The sequence below is a fragment of the Corallococcus exercitus genome (assembly GCF_042231735.1).
GTDB lineage: Bacteria > Myxococcota > Myxococcia > Myxococcales > Myxococcaceae > Corallococcus > Corallococcus exercitus_B.
Map to the genome: position 1 here is coordinate 2,040,857 of NZ_CP102577.1, position 25,274 is coordinate 2,066,130.

At 71.2% G+C, this 25,274-nt stretch carries 17 protein-coding genes; 9 read left to right on the forward strand and 8 right to left on the reverse strand.

What is annotated here, in order from left to right; all coding sequences use genetic code 11:
• Positions 1–10: 10 nt before the first annotated feature.
• Positions 11–1,660: a ribonuclease H-like domain-containing protein gene (locus NR792_RS07755; RefSeq protein WP_375759430.1), complete on the forward strand. Its 1,650-nt coding sequence runs from the start codon at positions 11–13 to the stop codon at positions 1,658–1,660.
• Positions 1,661–1,673: 13 nt separating this feature from the next.
• Here the strand turns inward: NR792_RS07755 and NR792_RS07760 are convergent, their stop codons facing one another.
• Entirely contained in the window at positions 1,674–2,333 is a 660-nt protein-coding gene (locus NR792_RS07760) for a biotin/lipoyl-containing protein (protein ID WP_375759431.1), read from the reverse strand.
• 272 nt (positions 2,334–2,605) lie between these two features.
• Between NR792_RS07760 and NR792_RS07765 the strand changes: the two genes are divergently transcribed.
• The 3 genes from NR792_RS07765 to NR792_RS07775 all read left to right on the forward strand — a co-directional run bounded on the left by NR792_RS07765 (position 2,606) and on the right by NR792_RS07775 (position 6,516).
• Entirely contained in the window at positions 2,606–3,931 is a 1,326-nt protein-coding gene (locus NR792_RS07765; protein ID WP_375759432.1) for an OmpA family protein, read from the forward strand.
• 74 nt (positions 3,932–4,005) lie between these two features.
• A complete protein-coding gene (locus NR792_RS07770; protein WP_375759433.1) occupies positions 4,006–5,361 on the forward strand; it encodes a WGR domain-containing protein in 1,356 nt (451 codons plus the stop codon).
• A gap of 9 nt (positions 5,362–5,370) precedes the next feature.
• Positions 5,371–6,516: an STM4014 family protein gene (locus tag NR792_RS07775; RefSeq protein WP_375759434.1), complete on the forward strand. Its 1,146-nt coding sequence runs from the start codon at positions 5,371–5,373 to the stop codon at positions 6,514–6,516.
• On the opposite strand, the gene NR792_RS07780 is transcribed toward NR792_RS07775, so the two are convergent.
• The 3 genes from NR792_RS07780 to NR792_RS07790 are packed head-to-tail and all read right to left on the reverse strand — an operon-like array spanning position 6,483 to position 9,501.
• On the reverse strand, positions 6,483–7,382 hold the full coding sequence (locus NR792_RS07780; protein ID WP_375759435.1) for an STM4011 family radical SAM protein: 900 nt from the start codon (positions 7,380–7,382) through the stop codon (positions 6,483–6,485). The genes NR792_RS07775 and NR792_RS07780 overlap by 34 nt on opposite strands.
• On the reverse strand, positions 7,379–8,692 hold the full coding sequence (locus NR792_RS07785; RefSeq protein ID WP_375759436.1) for an STM4012 family radical SAM protein: 1,314 nt from the start codon (positions 8,690–8,692) through the stop codon (positions 7,379–7,381). The genes NR792_RS07780 and NR792_RS07785 overlap by 4 nt, the downstream gene beginning before the upstream one ends.
• Positions 8,689–9,501, reverse strand: a complete 813-nt coding sequence (locus NR792_RS07790; protein ID WP_375759437.1) for an STM4013/SEN3800 family hydrolase — start codon at positions 9,499–9,501, stop codon at positions 8,689–8,691. The genes NR792_RS07785 and NR792_RS07790 overlap by 4 nt, the downstream gene beginning before the upstream one ends.
• A gap of 257 nt (positions 9,502–9,758) precedes the next feature.
• Between NR792_RS07790 and NR792_RS07795 the strand changes: the two genes are divergently transcribed.
• Positions 9,759–12,059 carry a S8 family serine peptidase gene (locus NR792_RS07795; RefSeq protein ID WP_375759438.1) on the forward strand — a complete coding sequence of 767 codons (2,301 nt, stop codon included), beginning with the start codon at positions 9,759–9,761 and terminating at the stop codon, positions 12,057–12,059.
• Between the two features lie 57 nt (positions 12,060–12,116).
• Here the strand turns inward: NR792_RS07795 and NR792_RS07800 are convergent, their stop codons facing one another.
• The 3 genes from NR792_RS07800 to NR792_RS07810 form a co-directional block, all read right to left on the reverse strand.
• Positions 12,117–13,589 carry a hypothetical protein gene (locus tag NR792_RS07800; protein WP_375759439.1) on the reverse strand — a complete coding sequence of 491 codons (1,473 nt, stop codon included), beginning with the start codon at positions 13,587–13,589 and terminating at the stop codon, positions 12,117–12,119.
• Positions 13,590–13,689: 100 nt separating this feature from the next.
• The gene (locus tag NR792_RS07805) at positions 13,690–15,165 is read right to left on the reverse strand and encodes a hypothetical protein (RefSeq protein ID WP_375759440.1); all 1,476 of its coding nucleotides are present in this window, start codon (positions 15,163–15,165) and stop codon (positions 13,690–13,692) included.
• 123 nt (positions 15,166–15,288) lie between these two features.
• A complete protein-coding gene (locus tag NR792_RS07810) occupies positions 15,289–15,783 on the reverse strand; it encodes a peroxiredoxin (protein WP_375759441.1) in 495 nt (164 codons plus the stop codon).
• Between the two features lie 112 nt (positions 15,784–15,895).
• Between NR792_RS07810 and NR792_RS07815 the strand changes: the two genes are divergently transcribed.
• The 3 genes from NR792_RS07815 to NR792_RS07825 are packed head-to-tail and all read left to right on the forward strand — an operon-like array spanning position 15,896 to position 21,368.
• Positions 15,896–17,698 carry a sigma 54-interacting transcriptional regulator gene (locus NR792_RS07815; protein ID WP_375759442.1) on the forward strand — a complete coding sequence of 601 codons (1,803 nt, stop codon included), beginning with the start codon at positions 15,896–15,898 and terminating at the stop codon, positions 17,696–17,698.
• Positions 17,695–20,481 carry an SUMF1/EgtB/PvdO family nonheme iron enzyme gene (locus tag NR792_RS07820; RefSeq protein ID WP_375759443.1) on the forward strand — a complete coding sequence of 929 codons (2,787 nt, stop codon included), beginning with the start codon at positions 17,695–17,697 and terminating at the stop codon, positions 20,479–20,481. The genes NR792_RS07815 and NR792_RS07820 overlap by 4 nt, the downstream gene beginning before the upstream one ends.
• A gap of 50 nt (positions 20,482–20,531) precedes the next feature.
• The gene (locus NR792_RS07825) at positions 20,532–21,368 is read left to right on the forward strand and encodes a KilA-N domain-containing protein (protein WP_375759444.1); all 837 of its coding nucleotides are present in this window, start codon (positions 20,532–20,534) and stop codon (positions 21,366–21,368) included.
• A gap of 71 nt (positions 21,369–21,439) precedes the next feature.
• Here the strand turns inward: NR792_RS07825 and NR792_RS07830 are convergent, their stop codons facing one another.
• On the reverse strand, positions 21,440–23,023 hold the full coding sequence (locus NR792_RS07830) for an ADYC domain-containing protein (protein ID WP_375759445.1): 1,584 nt from the start codon (positions 23,021–23,023) through the stop codon (positions 21,440–21,442).
• Between the two features lie 299 nt (positions 23,024–23,322).
• Here NR792_RS07830 and NR792_RS07835 point away from each other — a divergent pair, with 299 nt between their 5' ends.
• Positions 23,323–25,266: a CocE/NonD family hydrolase gene (locus NR792_RS07835; protein ID WP_375759446.1), complete on the forward strand. Its 1,944-nt coding sequence runs from the start codon at positions 23,323–23,325 to the stop codon at positions 25,264–25,266.
• The last annotated feature ends 8 nt before the right edge of the window (positions 25,267–25,274 follow it).

The following is a 25,274-nucleotide window of genomic DNA, read 5'->3' on the forward strand; positions in this document are numbered from 1 at the left end:
CGGGCGCGGCATGGACCTGAAGCGCAAGCTGTCCCGACTCAGCAGCGCGGGCCCCGGCAGCCAGGCCCGGGCGCCCGTGAACACCGTGGCGGTGGCTCCGGCGGTGGAGCCACCGGCGGTGGAGGCGCGCGCGCTGGATGAGGCGGTGCCTCGGGTTCCGCCCGTGGAAGAGGCGGGGACGACCACCATCGCGGAGGTGCTGGTGCAGGCGCTGCGCAAGCGCCTGGCGATGGACGGGGAGAGTGAGGCCGCGCACGACGTCGGGGGCGGGGCAGGGGCCACGGAGGAGGCGCGGGTAAGCGAGTCCGGGCTCGCGGATGAAGGCGCGCAAGCCCGTGACGCGAGGCTCGTGGATGAAGGCGCAGGGGCCCGCACCGATGGGCTCGTGGATCTGCGCGAGGAAGCGCGGCGGCGGTTCGCGGCGAAGCGGGGCGGCGCAGCGGAGCCCGGTGCGCCGGATCCCCGGGTGGAAGCGCTGCGCCAGATGCTGTCGTTCTGGGCGGAGCGTCAGGGTACGGCGTCGGCTCGCAAGGCGGTGGAGCCGCTCCCTGAACCCAGGGCGTTGCCGGTGGAGGCACGGTCGACGCCGCATGGCACGGTGCACGTGGCCGAGCAGTTGTACCCGCCGGAGCACCGCCACGGTATTGCGCCAGTAGCGGCGGCGCTCGATGTGGAGGCGCGGCTGGTGGCGGGGCTCGCGCTGCATCCAGAGCTGGAGTCGGTGGACTTCACGCGGATGCTGATGCTGGACACGGAGACGACGGGGCTCGCGGGAGGCACGGGCACGGTGCCGTTCCTGGTGGGCCTGGGCTGGTTCGAGGGCCGCTCCCTGCGCGTGCAGCAGCTCTTCCTCAGGCGCATGGGGGAAGAGGCGCCCATGCTGCGCCTGCTGGCCGAGCGCATGGCGTCGTCGTCCTGCCTCGTCACGTACAACGGCAAGAGCTTCGACTGGCCGCTGTTGCGCACGCGCTTCGTGCTCAACCGGGTGCCGGTGCCGAAGGAGCTGCCGCACCTGGACCTGCTGCACTGCGCGCGGCGCGTGTTCAAGCACCGGGGCGAGGGCGCGCGGCTCGTGCACCTGGAGTCGAAGGTGCTGGGGCATCACCGGGTGGGGGACGTGGACGGTTCGTTGATCCCGGAGCTGTACTTCCGCTTCCTGCGAGGCACGGACGGCTCGGAGCTGGTGCCGGTGCTGGAGCACAACCAGAAGGACCTGTTGCTCCTGGCGGCGCTGCTGGGCGACCTGGTGCGCCGCTTCCAGTCGGAAGGCACGGAGCGTCAGGACCCGAGGGATCTGCTCGGCTTCGCGCAGGTGGCGGAGCGGGCAGGGGACGCGGAGCGGGCGCTGACCTTCGCGAAGGCCGCCGCGGAGAGCGGCGGCCCGGTGGGAATCGAAGCGCTGGTGCTGGCCTCGCGCCTCTGCCGCCGCTCGGGAGACTGCGAGACGGCGGTGGCGCACCTTCAGCGAGCGCTCACGTTCGCGAAGCCCGGCCAGGGCGCGGTGCTGCACCTGTCCCTGACGAAGCTCTACGAGCACTCCCTCAAGGACCTGCCCCGTGCCCTGCACCACGCCAGGCTCGCCGCCCCCGTGGAGCTGCCTGCCGACCACCAGCTCCGGTTGGAACGACTGGAGCGGCGGCTGTCGCGTCAGGGCGCCTGAGCGTCAGGCGCGCTCACGGCAGCGCATCACGCAGGCCCGGGAACCACGCGACGATGAGCCGCTGGGTGCCCAGCTTCACCCGGGCCCGGCCCTTCATGCCGTCCTTGTAGATGCGCTGCTTGCCGTCCCGTTCGTAGTTGCGGGACGGCACGTGCGCCTGGACCAGCACCGCCCCCTGCTCGAACGCGTCGCTGCCCGGCAGCTGCGCCTTCGCGTACTGGAGCGAGGCCTCCGGGTTCTCCACCTTCTCGATGACCGCCTCGAAGGGGACCGGCATCCCCGCCAGCTGGTACTCGAGCGTCATCCCCGGGGCCAGCTCCGGCCGGTACTCCCCCGGGAACACCGCGTGGAGCGAGGGCAGCGTGTCCTCATTCACCAGCGCCGCCACCGGCTGCCCCGCCGCCACCCGCGCCCCCTTCGTCACCGGCAGCCGGCCCACCATCGCCGACAGGGGCGCCACCACCTCCGCGCTCCCCGCCGCCGTCTCCAGCCGCACCACCACCTGCCCGGCCTGGACCTTCTGGCTCAGCCCCACGTCCACCGACATCACGCGCCCCGCGGCCGGCGCCGGGACGTCCACCCACTCGCCCAGTTCCAGCATCACCGAGCCTCGCGCCGAGCGGTCCACCCGCACCATCCCCGCCAGCACCCCCAGCGTCACCACCGCTCCCACCGCGCTCCAGGCCCATGCCCGCCGTGAAAAGCGGGGGGGCACCCTGGGAGAGGAGGGGACAGGCGTCAGAGGGGTGTCAGGCCGCGGATCCATGCGCCCGCCAGGATGATCCATCCCCGCCTCCCCATGCCAGGACTGGTTGGAACGGGGGATTCACCGCGAAGCCGTCAACCAGCCCACGCATACAGGCCCGTCGCGCCCGCCTGCTCCCTCTACAGCGCTGTATCCCTGCATCGTCCCGGGGCGCCTTGTGCCATGCTGCGTGGCGCCTCGTGGATTCCTCCTTCCTCAAGATCGGGTCACTGGTCCTCGCCGGACTCCTGGCCCCGGGTGCGCTCGCGGCCGAACCGACGCGCGAGGAACAGGTGCGCGCGGAGCTGGAACGCCAGCTGCGCGACATGGTCCCCGAGTCCCCCTCCGAAGTGCAGGTCCTCTTCGCTGGCTTCAAGCCCGAGGACGGCTACCGGCTCGTGGAGACCGACTTCCTCCTGGATGGCGAACCGCTCGCCGTCCCATCGCTGGAGGAGCTCAACGCGCCCGGCGTGCACCGGCTCGCGAACCTGAAGGTCGAACCCGGCGAGCACACCCTCGTCTCGCGCGTCACGTACACCAACGGCTCCTGGAGCCTGTTCAGCGAGACCAACGGCTTCCTCTGGAAGATCACCGCGTCCGTCGGCTTCCAGACCCAGCGCGGCCTGCGCGTCGTGGTGAAGGCGTCCCCCGCCGTCGTGCCCAACGCGCCGGATCCGCGCCTCAAGCTCAAGCTCACCCACGCCGTCACCGCGGAGATGATCCAGCCGCTGAAGGACGAGCCCACCGTCGCCACCGCGCCTCCGCCCGTGAAGCCGTCCCCGGTGGATGCCGGCGCCCCGGTGAAGGTCGCCCAGCCCACGGCCGCGCCGGACGCGGGCGTGAAGCCCACGACGACCGTCGTCTCCGTGACGCCGCCCGTGGAGCGCACGCCCGTCGCCCCCAGCCGCCTGCGCCTGGAGGTGACGTCCAAGAAGCCCACCAAGGCCACCGCCTTCGTGCGCGGCAACGGCGAGCCCCTGAAGCTCACGGTCGCCGCGGCCAAGGGCCGCAAGCCGCAGGACGTGCCGCTGTCCGCGGGCGCGTACACCGTGGACCTCATCGCCGACGGGTTCCTCGCCCAGACGCGCCAGGTGGAGCTGAGCGCCGGTGCGGAGGCGTCGCTGGCCTTCGCGCTGGTGCCCGCGCCCAAGGCCGCCAAGGCCGCCAAGGTGCAGGAGGGCCGCATCGAGCTGCCCGAGCCCCTGAGCTTCGATGAGAAGAAGCCCGTGCCCACCAAGGCCGCGCTCGCGGGCCTGGACCTGCTGGTGGACCTGCTCGTGCGCGACCCGAAGGCGCGCCTGCGCATCGAGGGCCACACCGACTCGAAGGAAGTCCCCGAGCCCGCGCGTCAGAGCCTCTCCGACGCCCGCGCCCGCGCCGTGGCCGACATGCTGATCCGCGCCGGCGTGGCCCCGTCCCGCGTGGAGGCCGTGGGCCTGGGCGACAACAGCCCCAAGGCGCCGAACCTGATTCCCCGGGGCCGGGAGCTCAACCGCCGCGTGGAGCTGGTGCTGCTGCGCCCCTGAGCCGCCCCGCGCGGCTTGAGGTTGCCGGAGGGCTCCTCTAGCGTCCCGGGCGTTCTTCGCCAAAGGGCCGCGCGATGCCTCGCTACGAGTTCACCGAAGGCAGCTCCAGCAAGTTCTGGGAGATCACCCTGGAGGGCACCACGCTGACCAAGCGCTGGGGCCGCATCGGCACCGACGGCCAGGAGAAGGTCGAGGAGTTCGACTCCAAGGCCGAGGCGAAGAAGGCCTACGAGGCGCAGATCCACGAGAAGGAGCGCAAGGGCTACACGCTCGCCGAAGGTGGAGACGGTGACGGCGGAGAGGCCACGGGCGAGTCCGCCGTCAACCCGGAGCTGGAGGCCGCCATCCTCGCGAAGCCCGACGACGTGAAGGGCTACCTCGCGTACGCCGCATGGCTCGAGGGCGAGGGAGATCCGCGCGCCGAGTTCATCCGGCTCCAGCACTCCGCGCTGGATGCCCCCGCGGCCAAGGCCACGGCCGTGCACAAGCAGGCCGCGAAGTTCGTGGAGGACCACGCGGGCGAGCTGCTGGGCGAGTCGCTGGCGGAGGCCGTCTCCGACGAGTCCCTCAAGCTCGAGTGGCACCTGGGCTTCATCCGCTCGGCCCGCCTGGGACAGGTGGACTACGACTCGGTCGCGGACGTCCCGGAGCTGCTGGGCGAGCTGCTGGCCCACCCGTCCGCGCGCTTCCTGCGGAGCCTGACCATCGGCATGGCCAGCTTCGACGGCGAGAACGAATACGACGACACGCTGGAGGCGCTCGCGAAGGCGAAGCCCGCGCCGCCGCTGCGCTCGCTCTTCATCGGCGACTTCGAGTTCCCGGACGAGACGGAGATCTCCTGGACGCACGTGGGTGACCTCAAGCCGCTCTACAAAATCTACCCCCAGCTCCAGGAGCTGCGCGTGCGGGGCGGCGAGGTGGACTTCGGGAAGATCGACCTGCCGGAGCTGCGCTCGTTCACCGTGGAGACGGGCGGCCTCCACCAGGGCGCGGTGAAGGACATCGTGAAGGCGAAGTGGCCGAAGCTGGAGGCGCTGGAGATCTGGTTCGGCCAGGAGAACTACGGCGCGAGCGGTGGGGTGAAGGACCTGAAGCCCCTGCTGGACGGGGAGGGCGTGCCCGCCCTGCGCAAGCTGGGGCTGCGCAACTCCGAGTTCACGGACGAGCTGTGCGCGGCGCTGCCCAAGGCGAAGATCCTGGCCCAGTTGGAGGCGCTGGACCTGTCCATGGGCACGATGTCCGACGCGGGCGCGCAGACGCTGGCGGAGAACGCCAAGGCCTTCGGGCACCTCAAGTCCCTGGACGTCACCCGGAACTTCCTCACGAAGGCGGGGCAGAAGACCGTGGCGACCGTGGCCAGGAGCGTGGCGAGCGGCAACCAGCGCACGCCCTACGACGAGGAGTCGCGCTACGCCGCCGTGGGCGAGTAGCCCGTCCCCATGCCGTCCGCCGCGCCGCCGTTCCTGATCATCGGCAACCCCGGGAACCGGCGCGTCACGCTCTTCCAGGAGGCCCTGGGCCGCGCCGGGCTTCCTCCCGCGCACGTGGTGGCATGGGAGCAGGTGGCCCGCGCCCCGGATATCCTCCTGGAGCTGCCCGACACGAAGCGACTCGTCCGCATCGACGCGGCGGGGGAGGACGCGGCCGTGGAGCGGGCCTTCCTCCAGCGCGGCTACACGGACGCGCTCGGCACCGGCTGCGACACCGTGACGCCCGAGGCGCTGGACGCGCTGCCGGATGAGCACGGCCGCGTGCTGTGTCCCCGCCAGCACCACCTGGGGTTCCTGCGCGTGCTGGAGGACCTGTCCGCCCGGTTCGCGCTGCGCCCCCGCTGGCGCGTGCTGTCCGCGCCGGGTGCCATCTCGGACCTGTTCGACAAGCGGATCACCTCGCGCCGGTACGCGAGCCTGGGCATCCCCGTGCCGCCGTTCCTGGACCTGCCTCCGGGCGCCACGCCGGAAGCCCTGCGGCAGGCCCTGCGCGAGGCGGGCTTCCGCGAGGCGTTCGTGAAGCTGTCCTGCGGCTCCTCCGCGTCCTGCCTCGCGGTGTACCGGCCGGGCAGGGCGGAGGGCGCTGGAGGCTCGCTGCTCACCAGCCTGCACCGGGGCGCCACCGGCTGGTTCAACTCCCTCAAGGTGCGCCGCGTGACGGACGCGCGGGAGGTGGACGCGGTGCTGGCCTTCCTCCTGCGCGAGGGCTCGCAGGTGGAGGAGTCCCGGCCCAAGGCGCGGCTGGGCGGGGACGTGTTCGACTGCCGCGTCCTCACCGTGCGCGGCGAGCCCGCCTTCACCGTCGTGCGCCAGAGCCGCCTGCCCATCACCAACCTGCACCTGGGCGGCTACCGGGGAGACCTGGACGCATTCCACGCGGCCGTGCCGCCCCGCGAGCTGGAGGCCGCGATGGAGAGCTGCCGCGCCGTGGCCCGCGCGCATGACTGCCTGCACGTGGGCATCGACCTGATGTTCGAGGACTTCTTCCACGGCCACCGCGTGCTGGAGGCGAACGCCTTCGGGGACCTGCTCCCCGGCCTCACGCGCGACGGCCTGTCCGTCTACGACTGGGAGCTCCGCGAAGCGCTGCGCTGAAGCCCGCCCGTCCACAGCCGCGTCGCCGGCACGCGCTCCAGCAGCCCGGAGCCGAACACGCGGTCCAGCTCCAGGTACTCCAGGTGCACGTAGCCGATGTGGCAGCCGCACGTGTCCTTCGAGCACGGGCGCGGCTTGAGCGCCGCGTCGAAGTCCGGCGCGTAGAGGTTGCCCAGCGGCTCCTTGATGAAGTGGCACCGGTACGCGGTGCCGTCACCGTCCACGGACAGCACGGACTCGCCGCCACGGCAGGCCCGGCCCCGGCTGGGGTGGCGCGTGTTGTTCACCGGGAACAGCGGGTCGATGCGCGTGAAGCGCTCCACGTCCTCGGGCGTGTACGCGTCCAGGCCGTCCTTCACGGCGTTGATCCACAGGTACGTGTCCTCGGGGAGCTCGCGGCGCAGGGCCTCCGCCTCGTCCGCGAAGCGCCGGAAGCCCACCATGCCCGCGCTGTGCCGCACGCCGTGCGCCGACAGGTGCTCGCACTGCGCCAGGAAGCGTGAGCGCTTCATCCACTCCGGATGGTACGTGGCCCAGATGCCCAGCTTCTCCGTGCGGCAGTCGGCGAGCCAGTCCAGCCGGCAGGAGAGGTTCGTCTGCACCGCCGCGCGCTCCACGTGGGGCAGGTGCGTCAGCCGCGCCAGGGCCTGCTGGTACCAGGGCCAGATGAGCGCCTCGCCCCACGGCGTGAAGAACACGGACACGGTGTCGTGCGTGCGCGACTCCACCCACTGGAGGAACCGCTCCAGGTCCGCGCGGTCCTTCGTGAGCTCCTCCTCGCTCTGCTTCCACTTGCCGAAGGGGCAGTACTCGCAGCCGTAGTTGCAGCCGGACAGCGGGCCCCGGTAGAGCACGGTGAGCTTCATCGCCAGGCGTACTCCTGCATCCGTGCGCGCACGGCCTCGGAGTCCAGCCACGGGCCGATGAGGTCCGAGCGCTCCACGCCCGCCGGAGTGAGCTGGAACACGCCGTCCACGTCGCGCGCCAGCCCGTGCGCCTCCAGCTCCGCGAGCATCGGGAAGTCCGCCTTCGCCTCCGTGCCGAAGCGCTGGCGGTACACGCCCGGGTCCACGCCCTCCGCGAGCAGCGACAGCACCAGGTGCCGGTGCCGCTGCTCGGCCGCGTCCAGCACGAAGCCGTAGCGCACCTCGCCGAACGAGGCCGCGTCCCGCTCGACGTACGCCTGGATGATGCCGCGCACCTCGCGCGAGGCCACGGCGTACTCCGACGAGTAGTGCACCGCGCCCGCGTAGGAGCGCGCCCCCACGCCCAGGCCCACCATGCCGTCCTCCTGGCAGCGGTACACCGCGCCGCGAGCGGCCGGTGCATGTGCCGAGCGGAACATCCGCATGGACACCTGCGTGTAGCCGCGCGACAGGAGGAAGTCCCGGCCGGCCCGGTAGAGCGACAGCCGCAGGTCGTCCCACGCTCGCGACTTCTTGCCCAGGAAGGTGAGGGGTCGCACGTAGAGCGGGTAGAGGTACAGCTCCTCCGGCGCGTACCGCAGCGCGGACTCCAGCGAGTGCTGGAACGTCTCCACCGTCTGGCCCTCGATGCCGTAGATGAGGTCCAGGTTGAGAGTGGGGAAGCCCGCGCTCCGCAGCAGGTCCAGCGTGGCCTCCACCTGCGCCGTCTTCTGCGGCCGCTTCACCGCGGCGACCTCCGCCTCCAGGAAGCTCTGCACGCCCATGCTCACCCGGTCCACGCCCCGGGCCTTCAAGAGCGCGACCTTGTCCGCGTCCACCGTCTCCGGCGACACCTCCACGGACATGGGCACGTCGCGCGGGTCGACGCCCAGCTCCGTCGCCAGGTCGAACACCGTCTCCAGCCCCGCGACGTCCAGCAGGGTGGGGGTGCCACCGCCGATGGCGGCGCGCGCGAACGTGGACGGCCCCAGCGCATCCTTCACCCGGCGGGCCTCCCGCTTCAGCGCGCCAAGCCACGCGGCGACGACGTCCTCCTTCGGGCCCGCGGCGGTGAAGAGGTTGCAGAACCCGCAGCGCATCTCGCAGAAGGGCACGTGCAGGTAGAGGAACAGCGCGTCCCGCCGCTCCTTCGCCCAGACGTCCTCCAGCGGCAGCGCGGGCGTCAGCGGACGGTAGGCCGTCTTGTGAGGGTAGCCGTAGAGGTACGCCACGTACGGCGTCCCTTCGAGCATCGACTCCAGGCGCGTCATGGCGCGGAGTCTACCGGCAGCACGAACTCGCCATAGGGCACCGTCCACACCACCGGGTGCCCCAGCCGGTGCCCCGTGTAGCCGTCCTCGCCGTACGCCGTGCCGTGGTCCGAGCACACGATGCAGAACGCCGGGCCGCGCCGTCGCAGCGCCTGGAACAGGGGCGGAAGCTGGCCGTCCACGTACGCCAGGGCCGCCGCCTGCGTCGCCTTCGAGTCCTCCGTCGCCCCGGGCACGTAGTGCCGGTTGGGCTGGTGCAGCGCGGAGACGTTGATGAACAGGAACACCCGCTGCTCCCTGGGCAGCGCACCCAGGATTTTCACCGCGAGTGATGCCTGATTTTCCGTGGATCGGGGGTCGGTGACGCCCAGCTCCGGGGCCCAGTGCGCCTCGGAGAAGAGGCCCGGGAGCACGCGGCCCAGGGGGTTCCTCTGGTTGAAGAAGCCCGTCCCGCCAATGCACACCGTGTGATAGCCGCGCCCGGCGAAGCCCGTGACGAGGTCCGGCGCGTCCAGCACGCAGGTGCCGGGGCCCGTCGTCTCGCTGCCCTCGAAGCGCAGGGCGAAGGGGCGCGGGTGGCGGCCCGGGGTGACGGGGGTGGGGAGGAAGCCCGCGAAGAAGGCCTGGTGCGCGGCGTAGGTGAAGCTCGCCGGGCTGTGGCGCTCCTCCCACCGGCCTCCGGGCAGCAGCGCGGCCAGGGTGGGGGTGCGGCCTGCTTCCAACGCCTCACAGGCCACGTCGTAGCGGAGCGTGTCCAGCGTGAGGAGGAGCAGGTCGTGCGTGCCGACCAGCGCGTTCAGGTCATGCATGCGGACCGGCGGGGCGGGGAGGGGACCTCATCGACGGGAGGTCCCCATACCCCGTCCGGGACGGCGGGACCAAGGAGCGCGGGCCGACAGCGCCTGCGTCCGTGACGCACTTCTGCCTCTCCCGAACCACCCGGGCCTACCCGGAGTGGACACCCACGCCGCAAAAAGCACGCCCTGTTGCAACTGAGTGGCAAGGACTTGAAATACGGCAGTAATGCGTATTACAGATTATTCTCACTTTGAAGGGAGTGCCCGAAATGCAGAACATGCGGAAGCGGTTCTCGACGTCTCGTGGTGGCTGGCGGCCGGTGACGGCGCTCGTGCTGGGCTGCACCCTCGCGGTTCCGGCCGGGGCGCTCGCGGTGGAGCGCACCCCTTCAGCGGCCACGCGGGCTCCGGCGGCGCCGGGCGCGGCGGTGGCGACGGCGCTCCAGGCGGGCGGCACGACCCTGGCGACGCCTGCGGGGCTGTTGTTCCACCAGACGGCGCGGCCGGTCAGCGCCCTGCGCACCCTGGACGTGGTGCAGGGCACCGGCGTGCAGCTGCACGTCTGGCGTGAGCGCCAGGCGGACGGCACGGAGCGCGCCTTCTCCGCGTACACGCGCGGCGGCACGGAGCTGCTGGGCCGCGTGCAGCAGGAGGAGTACCTCATCCGGCTGGCGGAGGCGTCGTTCGACCCGCTGGCTCGCACGGCGCCGCTGCTGGGCAACGCGCTGGTGGCGGACCGGGACAACACGCTGTCGCTGGTGCAGTTCCACGCCACGCCGCTGCCGGAGTATCGCGAGACCATCGAGAACGCGGGCGGCAAGGTGCTGCGCTTCCTGTCGGACCACACGTACCTGGTGGAGATGCCGTCGGAGGTCCGCGAGCGCGTGACCCAGCTCCCCGCGGTGCGCTGGGTGGGGGACTACCACCCGGAATGGCGCCTGGAGCCGGTGCTGCGGGACGCGCTGCTCGGACGCGCGGCGGCGCTCGCGCCCCAGCGCTACTCCATCATGCTGGGCGAGCGCGGCGCCGCGCGGCAGGCCCGCGTGACGGCGCTGGTGGAGCGGCTGGGCGGCAAGGTGGACCTGGTGGAGCCGGGCGGCCTGCGCGTGGAGGCCACGCTCAGCCAGGAGCAGCTGGCCTCGCTCGCGCGCGCCAACGAGGTGCAGTTCATCGACCGCTGGGGTGGCCCCGGCGAGGTGGACATGGACATCGTGCGTGAGACGGGCGGCGCCAACTACATCCAGGGGCTCAAGGGCTGGAGCGGGCAGGGCGTGCGCGGTGAGATCTTCGACACCGAGCTGCGCACCACCCACCGCGAGTGGCCCACCGCGCCCATCATCCACAGCGTGGGCACGTCCTCCGGTTCGCTGCACGGGACGAGCTGCTACAGCCACAACTTCGCCCGGGGCGTGGATCCGCTGGCCAAGGGCCTGCTGCCGGCCGGGCAGGGCATCTTCTTCCTCTACTCGGAGTCCACGCAGTTCGGCGGCACCAAGTCCCGCTACACGGCGAACCAGGAGCTGATCAACCCGAGCGGCCCCTACCGCGCGGTGTTCCAGACCTCCAGCGTGGGCAGCGCGCTGACGACGTCGTACACGACCATCTCCGCGGAGGTGGACGACTACCTCTTCAAGGCGCCGCTCCTGAGCACGCAGTCGCAGAGCAACAGCGGCACGCGCAACTCGCGTCCGCAGGCGTGGGCGAAGAACATCGTCTCCGTGGGCGGCATCCGGCACTACAACACGCAGACCCGCACGGATGACCGCTGGTCCTCGGGCGCGAGCATCGGCCCGGCGGCGGACGGCCGCATCAAGCCGGACCTGGCCTTCTACTACGACAGCATCCGGGGCGCGTCCGGCTCCTCCGACAGCAGCTACACGGAGTTCAGCGGCACCAGCTCCGCGACGCCCCAGACGGCCGGCCACTTCGGCCTCCTGCACCAGATGTGGCACGAGGGCGTGTGGGCCGGCCACGGCAAGAAGGCGGACGTCTTCACCAGCCGCCCGCAGATGGCCACCGCCAAGGCGCTGATGATCAACGGCGCGGCCAAGTACAACTGGCTCGCGGGCGGCGCCAACGCGGACATCGACCGCAACAAGCAGGGCTGGGGAACGTCCGACCTGAGGCGCCTGTACGACCGCGCCGCGAAGACGTTCGTCGTCAACGAGACGGACGTCCTCACGCCGCTCGCCGTCAAGACGTACGCCTTCGTCGTGGCCACCGGCGAGCCGGAGCTCAACGTCACGATGGTCTACACGGATCCCATGGGCACGGTGGGCGCGGCCCGGGCGCGCATCAATGACTTGTCCCTGCGTGTGACGGCGCCCAACGGCACCGTGTACTGGGGCAACAACGGCCTGACGGCGGGCAACGTGTCCACGGCCGGCGGCGTGTCCAACAAGGTCGACACCGTGGAGAACGTCTTCCTCGCGAACCCCGCCGCGGGCACGTGGAAGGTGGAGGTCCTGGCCGACGAGCTGGTCCAGGACGCTCGCACGGAGACGACGGCGGTGGACGCCGACTACGGCCTGGTGGTGAGCGGCGTGCAGCTCAACGCGAAGGCGCCGTAGTTCCGTCCGGCGCACCGTGCGCGGGCTCCGGTTCGTCCGGGGCCCGCGCCGTCACCGTCAGGGCGCGGGGGCCGAGGGCTTCGCGGCGCCCGGCTGTTGCTGGGCCACGGGCTTCGCGGTGCGCTGGAGGACGGGCAGGGACGGGCTCAGCGTGCCCAGGTAGAGCCGGCCGTGGAAGCCCGTCTCGCCCGGCGCGTCGAAGAGGGCCACCTTGCGCGGCGTGTCCGGCTCCTGGCGCGCGTCCGCCGCCGGGTTGATGCCGTGCACGTCGCAGTCCACCTGCTGCCAGACGTTGAAGCGGCAGGCGTAGTGGGCCCCGCGCGCGAAGCCCACGTCCAGCGCCTTCACTGGCGAGGAGGGCAGGGCGGCCGCCAGCCGGTGGCCCATGGGTTCGAACTTCGAGTCCCAGCCCACGCCGCCGGTGCGCACGTGCACGTCGCCCGCGAGCACCAGCATCCACGCGTCCGGGTGTTCCTGCCGGAAGGCGAGCAGGTTCGCCGCCATCTCCGCCTCGCGCGCGTTGCCCGCCGCCCCCTTCGAGTCGAACGCCACCACGGACACGGCATGGCCCTGGGCGCGCAGGCGACGCGCGGCCTCCAGCAGGTGGATGGTGCCCGCGCTGCTGCGGCCGTCCTGATCCACGCGGCGGAAGAAGTCGCTCAGCACCAGCAGCCGCTCCAGGTCCGCGTCGGTGCCGGCGCTCGTCACGTACTCATCCAGCGCGGCTTGATCCACGGAGGGCACGGACAGGGCCAGGGCCACCGGCAGCTTCTTCGCCGTGGCGTCGCAGAGCATCCGCGCGGCGGCGTCCGGCAGCTCGCGCGTGCCCATGGGGTCCGCCACCAGCACGGTGCCGCCGGAGGTGAGCAGCGGGTCCACGCCCTCCACGGGGTCCCCGCAGCGGGGCGCCGCGTCGGGCGTCTCGGCGGTCCAGCCCGCGACCTTCACGTCGCGCACGGGGATGGACGCCTTGCCGCCCACGAGCTCCAGCGAGGGCACCATCTCCAGGCGCATCAGCAGCTTGCGCTCCTGGGGCAGGTCGCGGAAGCCGCGGCGCAGCTTGAAGCCCTCCATTTGCGGGACGGCCTCGAAGGTCTCGTGGGCGAACACCTCGCGGAAGTGGTTGTAGTAGTGGTCGTTCCGCTTCTGGCTGCCCGGCTCGGGCACCTGCTCCTCGACGGCGTCATCGGCCTCGCGGTACTGGAGCCGGAAGATGCGCACGATGGACTGTCGCGGGCCCACGGCTTCGGGGCGCACCAGGTAGCGTTCGAAGGTGCGGTTGCCGCGCACGTTCACGCCGATCTCCCAGGATTGGGAGTACAGCTCGTGCGTGGTGTTGTTCTCGAAGATGTCCAGGCGCTGCTCTTCGAGCAGGCGGCGCGCGACGAACATCGCCTCGTCCAGCGGCACCAGGTAGACACGCTCCACGGTAGGGATGGGCTCCGTGTCCAGCGGATCCCCGTCCAGCCCGCGCGAGAGGCTCGCGCACCCTGACAAGCACAGAAGTCCCAGCGTCCAGTGCCACCGCATGGTCCTGCCCCCTTTCGTGGACGGGGACAGCCCAAGGCACGCACCATCCCCGGACGTCTGAGTCTAGCACTCCGGGTGAAAGGATTGCGCCCCCCAGTGCTCAGTTCTCCGCGTCCGCGGGCTTCGCGGCGCCCGGCTGCTGCTGGGCCACGGGCGGGACGGCGCGCTGGATGACCGGCGGTGAGGCGTTGAGCGTCCCCACCCAGAGCCGGCCGTGGAAGCCCTTGTCGCTGGGCGCGTCGAACATCGCCACCTTGCGCGGCGTGCCCGGCTCCTGGCGCAGCTCCGGGGTGGGGCTCAGCGCGAAGACGTTGCAGTCCACCTGCTCCCAGACGTTGAAGCGGCAGGAGAACTGCGAGCCTCGCGCGAAGCCCACCTCCAGCGCCTTCACCGGCGAGGAGGGCAGGGCCTTCGTCAGCCGCGAGCCCAGCGGCTCGAAGTCCTTGTTCCAGCTCACCGGCTTCGTGCGCACGTGCACGTCGCCCGCGAGCGCCAGCAGCCACGTGTCCGGGTGCTCCTGCCGGTAGGCGATGAGGTTCTTCGCCATCTCCTCCTCGCGCGCGTTGCCGGAGGCGCTGTTGGAGTCGAACGCCAGCACCGTGACGCTGTGCCCCTGCGCGCGCAGCCGGCGCGCCTGCTCGATGAGGCGCAGCAGGGCGCCGCTGCTGCGGCCGTCCTGGTACACGCGGCGCCAGAAGGAGCTGACCACCAACAGCCGCTCCAGGTCCGGGCCGTGGCCCTCGCTGGCCAGGTAGTCATCCAGCGCGCCCTGGTCCTCCGACGGCATGGACAGCGCCAACGCCACCGGCAGCTTCTTCTCCACCGCGTCGCAGAGCATCCGCGTGGCCACCTCCGGCACCTCGCGCGTGCCCAGCGGATCGCCCACCAGCACCGTGTGCCCGGTGGCCAGCAGCGGCTCCACGCCCTGCAGCGGCTCCCCGCACTTCACCGGCGGCGGCTGGGCCGTGTCGTCCTCCCAGCCCTCCACCTTCACGGAGCGCACGGGCGCGGTCGTCCTTCCGCCCACCAGCTCCAGTGACGGCACCATCTCCAGCTTCGTCAGCAGCTTGCGCTCCAGCGGCAGGTCGCGCGTGCCGCGCACCATCTTGAAGCCCTCCATGTCCGGCACGCCGTCGAAGGTGAAGCGCTCGAACGTCTTCCGGGCGAGGTACTTCTCCTCGTCCTCGATGCGCTCATTGAGCCACTTGGGCTTCACCTCGATGTTGGTGTCCTGCTCGTGGTAGCGCAGGCGGAAGACGCGGATGACGGACTGGCGCGGGCCCAGCGCCGCGCCCTTCACGAAGTAGCGCTCGAAAGAGCGGTTGCCGGGGCGGTTCACGCCGGGCTCGTGCGCGGACGTGTAGAGCTCGTGGTGGTCCGCGCGCTCGAAGACGTCGTAGCGCTGCTCCTCGAAGACGCGCCGCATGGTGAAGAGGGCTTCGTCCAGCGGGACGAGGTACACCGTCTCCTCCGTGGGCACCTCCTGGTCCCCCAGGCCATCGTCATGGAGGTCCTTCGTCAGGCTCGCGCAGCCACCGACGCACAACGACAGTCCCAGCAACCAGTGAAACCGCATGACATGGCCTCCGGCCCACCCGAGGTGTCCCATTGTTGCTCGTGACGGGGGTGCGACGTCCTGGCTCCCACCGCCGGGACGTCGTGAATCAGTCTACCGGGAAACGCGGGGCAAACGCGTGTGTCAGGCAGGACGGGTGGGTGCGGCTCCCTGGCCCGTAAGCGACCGGACGACATCCAGCGCCAGCTCCGCGTGCTTCTTCACCTGGATCTGCGAGTCGAACGCGTAGCGGATGGTGCCGCCCTTGTCCGCGACGAACGTCACCCGCCCGGGCAGCAGCCCCAGGAAGTTGGTGCCCACGCCAAAGGCCTTGCGCGCCGCGCCATCCGGGTCGCTGAGGAGGCGGAAGGGGAGCCGGTACCGGGCGACGAACTTCTCGTGGGACTCGGCGGAGTCGCTGCTGATGCCCACCACGTCCGCGCCCGCGTCCGTGAAGTCCTGGTACTGGTCCCTCAGGCTGCAGGCCTGGACCGTACATCCCGGGGAGTCATCCCGAGGATAGAAGTAGATGACCATCGCCTTGTCACCCAGGAGGTCGCGCAGGCGCACCGGCACGTCGCCCGGCCCCCGCAGTGTGACGTCCGGAACCGAATCCCCTTCTTTCAGCATCTTGGCCATGAAAGTCCCTCTCCTCCCGGGTGGGAGCATGGACCGCGCATGGCCTGACTCGCAAATCAATCGGGACTGGCGTGTTGCCCGGAATTCAAGGGCCTGGGCATTCTTTCGGGGAATGCCGCCACGCGACCTGATGGACACCGAGGACTCCCGCAGGGGGGCCTCCCGCGCCGCCCCGGCGGACCGGCTGTACCTGCTGCTGTTGCAGGGGAACACCTCCACGCTGGTGCCGCTGCCCCGGGAGGGGTCGGTGGTGATTGGCCGCGCGGCGGGGGCGGACATCCTGGTGGAGGACGCGTCGGTGAGCCGCCAGCACGCGAAGGTGGGCGTGGCGGAGGGCGAGGCGTTCATCGCGGACCTGGGCAGCCACAACGGCGTGCGGGTCAACGGCGAGCGGGTGCAGGGCACGCGGCCGCTGGACGGCGGCGACGTGGTGACGCTGGGCAACGTGACGCTGGTGTTCCACCGGGGCGAGCGGCCCCTGCCGGAGCGGCGGGCGCTGGAAGCGGAAGGGCTGCGGGCGCGGCTCTCCGAGGAGCTGGACCGGGTGCGCAGCTCGGGCCTGGCGGTGAGCGTGCTCGCGCTGGAGGTGGAGTCCGCGCGCGTGCCGCAGGTGGAGCTGGTGCGCGCGCTGCATGGCGCACTGCGGTTGATGGACGGGGTGGGGCAGGTGGGCGGCACGCTGATGGTGCTGCTGCCGGACCTGTCTGGCGAGGAAGCGGAAGCGGCGGCGGCGCACCTGGTGTCGGTGCTCACGCCGCTGGCCGGGCGGGTGCGGGCGGGGCTGGCGGCGGCGCCGGGGGACGGGATGCAGGGGGATGCGCTGCTGGGCGCGGCGAAGGCGGCGGCGCTGGCGGCGGCTCCGGGAGAGACGCGGGTCAGCGGACCGTCCATGTACCGGCTGGCGCTGGGTGAGCGGTCGGTGGTGGTGGCGGACGCGGCGCTGATGCGGCTGTTCGAGTTGCTGCGCCGGCTGGCGGCGAGCCCGCTGCCGGTGCTCATCCACGGCGAGACGGGGGCGGGGAAGGAGAACGCGGCGTGGGCGGTGCATCACTGGTCGCAGCGCTCGGCGCAGCCTTTCGTGCCGCTCAACTGCGCGGCGCTGCCGGAGAGCCTGGTGGAAGGGGAGCTGTTCGGCCACGAGCGGGGCGCGTTCTCCGGCGCGGACCGGGCGCGGGCGGGCCTGCTGGAGCGGGCGAGCGGCGGCACGCTGTTCCTGGATGAAGTGGCGGAGCTGTCGCTGCCCATCCAGGCCAAGCTGTTGCGCGCGTTGGATCAGCAGGTCATCACCCGGCTGGGAGATTCGCGCGAGCGGCCCGTGGACCTGCGCGTGGTGGCGGCCACGCACCGGGTGCTGGCGGACGAGGTGAAGGCGGGGCGCTTCCGGCAGGACCTGTTCTTCCGCCTGTCCGCGGCGGTGGTGGTGTTGCCGCCGTTGCGAGACAGGCCCCGGGAGCTGCCGCTGCTGGCGCGGGCGTTCCTGGAGGACGCGTGCGCGAGGGCAGGGCGTCCGCCGCTGCACCTGTCCGCCGCGACCATGGAGGTGCTGGGAGCGCACGCGTGGCCGGGGAACGTGCGAGAGCTGAAGAACACGGTGGAGTACGCGGTGGCCACGTCGCCGGGACCGGTGGTGGAGCCGTCGCACCTGCCGGAGTCGCTGCGCTCGGGGATGGACGCGCCGCCGGAGCCGGAGGCGGTGCGGACAGAGGGCGGCACGGAGACGCCGAAGGTGTTCCAGAACCTGGCGGAGGAGCTGCGGACGCTGGAGCGGCAGCGGATGCAGGAGGCGCTGGAGGCGACGGGTGGGGTGCAGACGCGGGCGGCGCAGCTCATCGGGATGCCGCTGCGCACGTTCGCGTTCAAGCTGAAGCAACACCGCATCGCGCCCTCGCGAGGCCGGGGCCCGGCGGGTGAATGAGGAGCGAGCCGCTTCCAGCGTGGCAGCCACCCGCGACGTTCGGGGAGTACCGCCTGCTGCAGCCGCTGGGACGCGGCGCGATGGGCGAGGTGTACCTCGCGCACGACACGGTGCTGGACCGGCTGGTGGCGGTGAAGTTCATCGCGGGCGTCGCACCGGATGAGGTGCAGCGCGAGCGCTTCCGCACGGAGGCGCGAGCGATTGCCCGCGTGCAGCATCCGAACGTGGTGGGCATCCACCGCGTCGGTGAGGTGAAGGACCGGCCCTATCTCGTCTCCGAGTTCCTGCGAGGCGACAGCCTGGACCGGTTGGCCCGGCCGGTGCCGTGGACGCGCGTGCTGGAGATTGGCATTGGACTGGCGAAGGGGCTCGCGGCGGCGCACCGGCAGGGTGTGCTGCACCGGGACCTCAAGCCCGCGAACGCGCTGCTGACCGAGGACGGGCAGGTGAAGCTGCTCGACTTCGGGGTGGCGAAGCTGCTCGACGTGGCGATGGCGCCCGTCGGACCCGCGCGCTTGCCGGAGGCGCCCCGAGCCGTGCCCGCGCAAGGGGAGGCGACGGTGGACGTGCCGGGCACGGCGGATCCCCTGCGCACCGCGACGGTGGACGTGCCGAGGCATCCCGCGCGGCCCCGCCGCTCCGACGGTGGCACCTCACCGCACGCCGTGGACCTCGCGACCGTCGACGTGCCGAACGGCGATCGGGCGGAGAGCACTGGCGCGTCACCGGGAGCCGTGCTCACGGGGCGCTCGGATGCGGATCATCCCGCCAGCACGAACCGGACTGGCGCTGGCGCTTCGCCGCACTCCGTGGACCTCGCGAACACGGGCGCGGCGCAGCGGACCGCAACGTCGACACCGCTTCCGCCCGAACGACTCCTGGGCCCCGCGGACCCGCTGTCCACGGGCCGCATCGGGACGCCGCTCTACATGGCGCCCGAGGTCTGGCGGGGGGAACCGGCCACGGTCCGCAGCGATCTCTTCTCGCTGGGCGTGCTCCTCTACGAGCTGTGCGGAGGCCCCACGCCCGGGCCGCTCGCGGAGGCCCCGCTGCGGCCCCGGACCTTCGAACCGCTGGACGTCGCCGTCCCCGGCGTCGATGCCATCTTCGCCGCGATCCTCACGCGTTGCCTCGCGCATGATCCGTTCGCGCGCTTCGAATCCGCGGACGCCCTGCGCGAAGCGCTGGAGTCCATCGCCTCGCGCAACGCGGCCCCGGCCATCGCACCGCGTCCACGCTGGCTCCGCGTCACCCGCGTGCTCGCGCTCCCGGGGCTCGCGGTGGCCATCCTCCTCGGCGGCGGCTGGTGGGGCGAGCGCTCCCGGCGCCTCGACGCGGAGCAGGCGATGGCCTCCGCGGCCTCCCTCGTCGACGAAGGCCGCGCCCTGGGCGCCCGTATCGAAACCCTCCGCACGGAGGCCTTCACCGCGTTCGACACGGACCGCTCCGCCGAAGCGGAGGCCACCTGGGCCCAGGCCCTGGACCTGGGCGCGAAGCAGGCCCGCCGCTACGAGGACGCCAGCGCCCTCCTCGAAGCCGCGCAGACGCGCGTGGGCCGGGGCTCGAACAAGGCCCTGGACGAGCGCGTCAACGAGGTCCTCCTCCAGCGCATCCTCGTCGCGGAGCGGGACCGCGAGCCCGGAGTCCAGACCGCCCTGACCCAGCACCTGGAGGAACTGGACACGAGCGCCGCCACCCGCCGGAAGCTGACCGCCCCCGTCCGGATGGAGCTGGAAAGCGACCCGCCCGGCGCCGTCATCCACGTCGAGACCTTCGAGCCCACCCCCGGCGGCCCGCCGCGCTGGTCCGAGCCCAGGGCCTTCGACAAGACGCCCATGACCGCCGGGCTCACGCTGGATCCCGGCTCGCACCGCCTGACGTTCACGCTCCCGGGCCGTCCGCCCGTCCGCTACCCCGTGCTGCTCACGCGCGGAGAGACCTTTCGGGCGAAGGTCCCCATCCCCGAGCACGTCCCGGACGGCTACGTCCACGTGCCCGCCGGCCGCTTCCTCTACGGCAGCGGTGACGACGAGACCATCCGCCTCACCGTCATCCGCACGCGCCCGATGCACCGGCTCACCACCGGCGCCTTCCTCATCGCGCGCCACGAAGTCACCTACGCGGACTGGCTCACCTGGCTGCGCGAGCTGCCCGCCTCCGAGCGCGCCGCGCGCAGGCCCCGGGGCACCAACTACTTCGGCACCATCGAGCTGCGCCCGGCCAGCGACGGCACCTGGACCTTCCACCTGGAGCGCGAAGGCGTCACGTACCAGGCGAGGGAAGGGGAGCCGCTGCGCTACCAGGACCGCGCCCTGCGCGCCGAACAGGACTGGCGCCGCTTCCCCGTGTCCGGCATCTCCTGGGAGGACGCTCGCGCGTACACCGCCTGGCTGGATGTCACCGGACGGCTGCCCGGCGCGCGCCTGTGCACCGAGCGCGAATGGGAGCGCGCGGCCCGGGGCGCGGACGGCAGGAGCTATCCGCATGGCCCGGTGCTCGCGCCGGATGACGCCAACTTCGACGCCACGTACGGACGCAAGGCGCGCGCCTTCGGGCCGGACGCGGTGGGCTCGCATCCCGCGTCGGACAGTCCCTTCGGCGTGGCGGACCTGTCCGGCAACGTGTGGGAGTGGCTGGTGACGGTCCCTCACGGCAAGCCCGCGTACGGCGGCGGTTCGTTCTACCAGGACGCGCTCACCGCCCTGTCCTACAACCACGGCGACGGCGAACCGCGCACACGCTTCCCCTTCATCGGGATGCGCGTGTGCGCGTCCGTGCCCTGACTCCAACGGTTGCCGACCGCTTCCGAGGTAACCTTGGCCGGGGGAGCGTCATGACGGACAGCAAGAAGAGCCGCAGCATCGTGGTGCAGGGTACGGTCGTCTCCATCACGAGCCGCGGTGAGAAGGACTACATCTCGCTCACCGACATGGTGAAGCGGTTTGGTGACGAGACGGTGCTTTACGCCTGGTTGCGCAACCGCAACACCGTGGAATTCCTGGGGATCTGGGAGCAGATCCACAACCAGGACTTCAACCCCCTCGAATTCGAGAGGTTTAGGTCCGAGGCCGGACTGAACAGCTTCTCGCTGTCGCCGAGCAAGTGGGTGCAGGCCACCGGCGCCATCGGCATCTACTCGAAGGCCGGGCGCGGCGGCGGCACCTACGCCCACCGCGATATCGCCTTCGAGTTCGGCTCGTGGCTCAGCCCCGAGTTCAAGCTGTACCTCATCAAGGAATTCCAGCGCCTCAAGGACGACGAGGCCGAGCAGCTGTCGCGAGAATGGAGCTTCCAGCGGACGCTCGCGAAGGTGAACTACCGCATCCACACCGACGCGATCCAAGAGCACCTCATCCCGCCCACGCTGACGAAGGCGCAGATCCAGTTCGTCTACGCCTCCGAGGCAGACCTCCTGAACGTGGCGCTCTTCGGCAAGACGGCCGCCGAGTGGCGCAAGGAGAACCCGAAGCTCGCGGGCAACATGCGCGACCACGCGCCTCTCGAACAACTCGTGGTGCTCTCGAACCTCGAGAGCCTGAACTCCGTCTTGATCCACCAGGGGTTGCCAGCCTCCGAGCGGCTTCGACAACTCAACGCGATCGCCATCGTGCAGGTGCGCTCACTGCTCTCGTCGACGGCCGTGAAGCGCCTGACGCCGGGAAAGAAGTGATCCACGGCGACGGCGAACCGCGCACACGCTTCCCCTTCATCGGGATGCGCGTGTGCGCGTCCGTGCCCTGATCAGAGATCGCGCCCCGGCAGCTGCCCCACCGCCGGCAGGTAGCCCAGCTCCCGGACGAAGCTGAACCCGGGCGGGGCCTGCGTGGACGTGGCGTACACGCCCGCCGTCGTCAGGGACCGCCACAGCTTCAGCGGCCGGCGCTGGCCCGTGCTGGTGACGTCCACGGAGCTGTACACGAAGCCCTCGATGGCCTGGTCCCCGTTGATCACCTTGAGGAAGAAGCCGGGGAGCCCGTCACACGTCGACTTGTCCGTGAGCAGGTAGCGCCCATTGCCGTCCACGCACCGGTACAGCGGCTTGATGAAGCTGCTCATGCGCGCGCGGATGTTGGCGGGCAGCTTCGGGGAGAGGATGGGCCCCTCCTTGCGCTGCGCGGTGAACGACGTCGCATCCGCCATCCCGTTCGCATCCATGTCCAGGAGGACGCCGGTCACCTTGGAGCCGCCTTCGATGGTCGCCTGATCCACCGTCACCGCGGTGGTCGTCACGTAGGTGTTGTTCGCGTCCTTGAACATCACCAGCGACCGGTCGATGAAGAGCGAATAGGACACCAGCAGCGTCGAGTTGGCATAGGCCGCCAGGTTCATGGAGTCGCAGGGCCGCGTCGCGCGCGGGGCGATCAGGAGCGACTTGTTCACGCACGTGGCCTCCAGGGGCAGCGTGTCCCAGCGCTTCTTGCCCAGGCACAGCGGCCGCACGTCGCCACAGTCATCCACCTTCCACACGGCCTCCAGCGAGTAGCCCTCCACCGTGGGCGGCAGGCCCCCCGCGTTCAGCAGGATGGCGTCCTGCGCCCCCATGAACTTCAGCGGCGTCCCGTCCAGCGTGTTGCTGCGCCCCTCGCCGCAGTAGTCCGCCATGGCCATGCGCGTGCACAGCTGGTGGTACTCCATCGCCACGTTCACCGGGTAGCTCGTCGCCCAGGGCGGATAGCCCCAGTCGATGCACTTGGCGACGACACCGCCGCCCACGAAGAACGGCAGGCTCGCGGTGCCCTCGTTCTTCGCCGCGCAGGCGAAGGTGAAGTACTCGGGGTTCGGGAGCAGCTCACCGCCCGCGGACCAGGCGTGGGGCGCCGCGAGCGCGAAGCCGCTGCCCGTGGGACACAGCGGCTGGGAAACGGTGTCCTCCGTGGCCGCCGTCACCCGGTACTCCCAGAACGCCTTGCCGTCCGCCAGGTTCTGCGTCGTGCACGCGAAGACGGGCCCCGTGATGCTCGCGTGACAGCGCACCTCCTCGATGGTGAGCTTCACGGAGCGCCCCTCGAAGGGCGCGCGGAAGGTCGTGCCCACGAGGCTGGCCCCCTCCAGGATTGAAATCGGCGGGTTGGCGCCCGAGCAGGACTGGAGGCCCACCAGCCGCCCGCCCACCATCAGCGCGGACTTCGTGCACGTGAACCCCGCGGGCGCGGTCGCGGTCTCGAAGGAGTCCAGCGGGATGTTGACGGTCTCGAAGCGCTCCGAGCCGTGCAGCAGGGTTCCCTGCGCGCTGTTCACCGGAGGCGGATCCGCCTCCGCGCCCAGGGCCGTCAGCATCCCCACCGCCAGGCACCATCGCCGCAACATCGTGAAGCTCGCCTTCATGTGTCCGTCTCCCTCGGGCCTTCGAATCCGTGGGACGCACCCTCGCGTCCCTGCTGCCAGAGGAACGAAGGACGCGGCTGTTATTGACAACGCGTGTCTGATTTGTCCCGAGTGTGCAAACCTTGCCGTGGATGCAATGGCTGCATGGCCACGCACGCGGGGAGGCTGTGCAAACCTTGCACGCCTGGCGCGCGGCGCGATGCGGCGGGCGTTCCAGCTTCCTTGCCCCGGCGGCTTCCCCCAAGATGCATTTTCCGCCGGATTTCCCCCGCATTTTCTTCCGCAAAGAGAAGGGGAGCATGACCTTCCACCACCGTGGCCTCGTGGCCGCGCTCGCGCTGTTCTCCCTGGCCGGTCCCGCCTTCGCGCAGGCCCAGGCCACGCCCCCCAAGCCTCCCGCGGAGCCGGACGCCGAGCGCGTCGCGTACCTCCGGTCGCACTACACGAAGTACGAGGTCCGCATCCCCATGCGCGACGGCGTGAAGCTCTTCACGGCCTTCTACGTCCCCAACGACGCGAGCCCCCAGAAGCGCTACCCCGTGCTGCTCACGCGCACGCCGTACTCGGTGGGGCCGTATGGCGCCGGCCGCTACCCGCGCGGCATGGCCACGCAGGCCTTCGAGAAGGACGGCTTCATCTTCGCCTTCCAGGACGTGCGCGGCCGCTACCTGTCCGAGGGCGAGTTCGTCAACGTGCGCCCGCACCGCGACGGCAAGCGCGGCAAGGACGTGGACGAGAGCAGCGACACGTACGACACCATCGACTGGCTGGTGAAGCGCGTGCCGAACAACAACGGCAAGGTGGGCCTCTGGGGCATCTCCTATCCGGGCTTCTACTCGTCCGCGGGCGCCATCGACTCGCACCCCGCGCTCAAGGCGGTGTCGCCGCAGGCGCCCATCGCGGACTGGTTCTGGGACGACATGCACCGGCATGGCGCCCTCAACCTGCAGCTGGCCTTCAGCTTCTTCGCCAGCTTCGGCCGGCCGCGCCCCACGCCCACCGACGACACGGAGTGGAAGCCCTACGACTTCGGCACCCCGGACGCCTACCAGTTCTTCCTGGACCTGGGCCCGGTGGCCAACGTGGAGCCCAAGCACTTCAAGGGCGACGTCGCCTTCTGGAAGGACATCGTCGCGCACCCCAACTACGACGCCTTCTGGCAGGCGCGGAACCTGCTGCCGCACCTGAGGAACATCAAGGCGGCGGTGATGGTGGTGGGCGGCTGGTACGACACGGAGGACCTCTACGGGCCGCTGCGCACGTACGCCGCCATCGAGAAGCAGAACCCCGGCATCTCCAACACGCTGGTGATGGGCCCCTGGCCCCACGGCGGCTGGATGCGCGGGGAGAGCACGTCGCTGGGGGACGCGGAGTTCGGCTTCCCCACCAACACCGCGTACCAGGACCTGGTGCTGGCCTTCTTCAAGCAGCACCTGAAGGGCGGCCCGGACGCGGCCGTGCCGGAGGCGCTCGTCTTCGAGGGCGGCGCCAACCGCTGGCGCCAGCTGGACGCGTGGCCGCCCAAGGGCACGAAGGAGCGGCGCCTGTACTTCCAGCCCCAGGGCGCGCTGACGTTCCAGGCGCCCACGGCGGCGCAGGCGTCGCAGGCTTTCTTCGACGAGTACGTGAGCGACCCGGCCAGGCCCGTGCCGTACACGCAGGACCTGAGCCCCGGCTGGTCCAAGACGTACATGACGGAGGATCAGCGCTTCGCCTCGCGCCGGCCGGACGTGCTCACCTACCAGACGGCGCCGCTGGAGAAGGACCTCACGCTCGCGGGCCCGCTGGAGGCGGAGCTGTGGGTGTCCACCACCGGCAGCGACGCGGACTGGGTGGTGAAGGTGGTGGACGTGAACCCCGGGAAGCTGCCCGGCTGGACGAAGGAGCAGGAGCGGGCCGGCGAGCTCAACCGGGGCGCGCAGCAGACGCTGGTGCGCGGCGAGCCGTTCCGCGGCCGCTTCCGCGACAGCTACTCCCAGCCCAAACCGTTCACGCCCAACGAGGTGACGAAGGTGAAGTTCGTCATCAACGACGTGTTCCACACCTTCCAGCGCGGCCACCGGCTGATGGTGCAGGTGCAGTCGAGCTGGTTCCCGTTCATCGACCGCAACCCGCAGACCTTCGTGCCCAGCATCTACGAGGCGAAGCCCACGGACTTCGTGCGCGCGATGCACCGGCTGCACCACACGGCGGCCTGGCCCAGCGCGCTGAAGGTGAACGTCCTGCCCGCCCTGGACGAGTAGTTCCCCGG

Excerpts from the sequence above, each read along its gene's own strand:
- NR792_RS07785 (WP_375759436.1), bottom strand. The coding sequence starts at position 8,692 with ATGACGCGCCTGGAGTCGATGCTCGAAGGGACGCCGTACGTGGCGTAC.
- NR792_RS07830 (WP_375759445.1), bottom strand. The coding sequence starts at position 23,023 with ATGAAGGCGAGCTTCACGATGTTGCGGCGATGGTGCCTGGCGGTGGGG.
- NR792_RS07805 (WP_375759440.1), bottom strand. The coding sequence starts at position 15,165 with ATGCGGTTTCACTGGTTGCTGGGACTGTCGTTGTGCGTCGGTGGCTGC.
- NR792_RS07835 (WP_375759446.1), top strand. The coding sequence starts at position 23,323 with ATGACCTTCCACCACCGTGGCCTCGTGGCCGCGCTCGCGCTGTTCTCC.
- NR792_RS07815 (WP_375759442.1), top strand. The coding sequence starts at position 15,896 with ATGCCGCCACGCGACCTGATGGACACCGAGGACTCCCGCAGGGGGGCC.
- NR792_RS07755 (WP_375759430.1), top strand. The coding sequence starts at position 11 with ATGGACCTGAAGCGCAAGCTGTCCCGACTCAGCAGCGCGGGCCCCGGC.
- NR792_RS07820 (WP_375759443.1), top strand. The coding sequence starts at position 17,695 with ATGAGGAGCGAGCCGCTTCCAGCGTGGCAGCCACCCGCGACGTTCGGG.
- NR792_RS07800 (WP_375759439.1), bottom strand. The coding sequence starts at position 13,589 with ATGCGGTGGCACTGGACGCTGGGACTTCTGTGCTTGTCAGGGTGCGCG.
- NR792_RS07795 (WP_375759438.1), top strand. The coding sequence starts at position 9,759 with ATGCAGAACATGCGGAAGCGGTTCTCGACGTCTCGTGGTGGCTGGCGG.
- NR792_RS07770 (WP_375759433.1), top strand. The coding sequence starts at position 4,006 with ATGCCTCGCTACGAGTTCACCGAAGGCAGCTCCAGCAAGTTCTGGGAG.
- NR792_RS07810 (WP_375759441.1), bottom strand. The coding sequence starts at position 15,783 with ATGGCCAAGATGCTGAAAGAAGGGGATTCGGTTCCGGACGTCACACTG.
- NR792_RS07775 (WP_375759434.1), top strand. The coding sequence starts at position 5,371 with ATGCCGTCCGCCGCGCCGCCGTTCCTGATCATCGGCAACCCCGGGAAC.
- NR792_RS07790 (WP_375759437.1), bottom strand. The coding sequence starts at position 9,501 with ATGCATGACCTGAACGCGCTGGTCGGCACGCACGACCTGCTCCTCCTC.
- NR792_RS07780 (WP_375759435.1), bottom strand. The coding sequence starts at position 7,382 with ATGAAGCTCACCGTGCTCTACCGGGGCCCGCTGTCCGGCTGCAACTAC.
- NR792_RS07825 (WP_375759444.1), top strand. The coding sequence starts at position 20,532 with ATGACGGACAGCAAGAAGAGCCGCAGCATCGTGGTGCAGGGTACGGTC.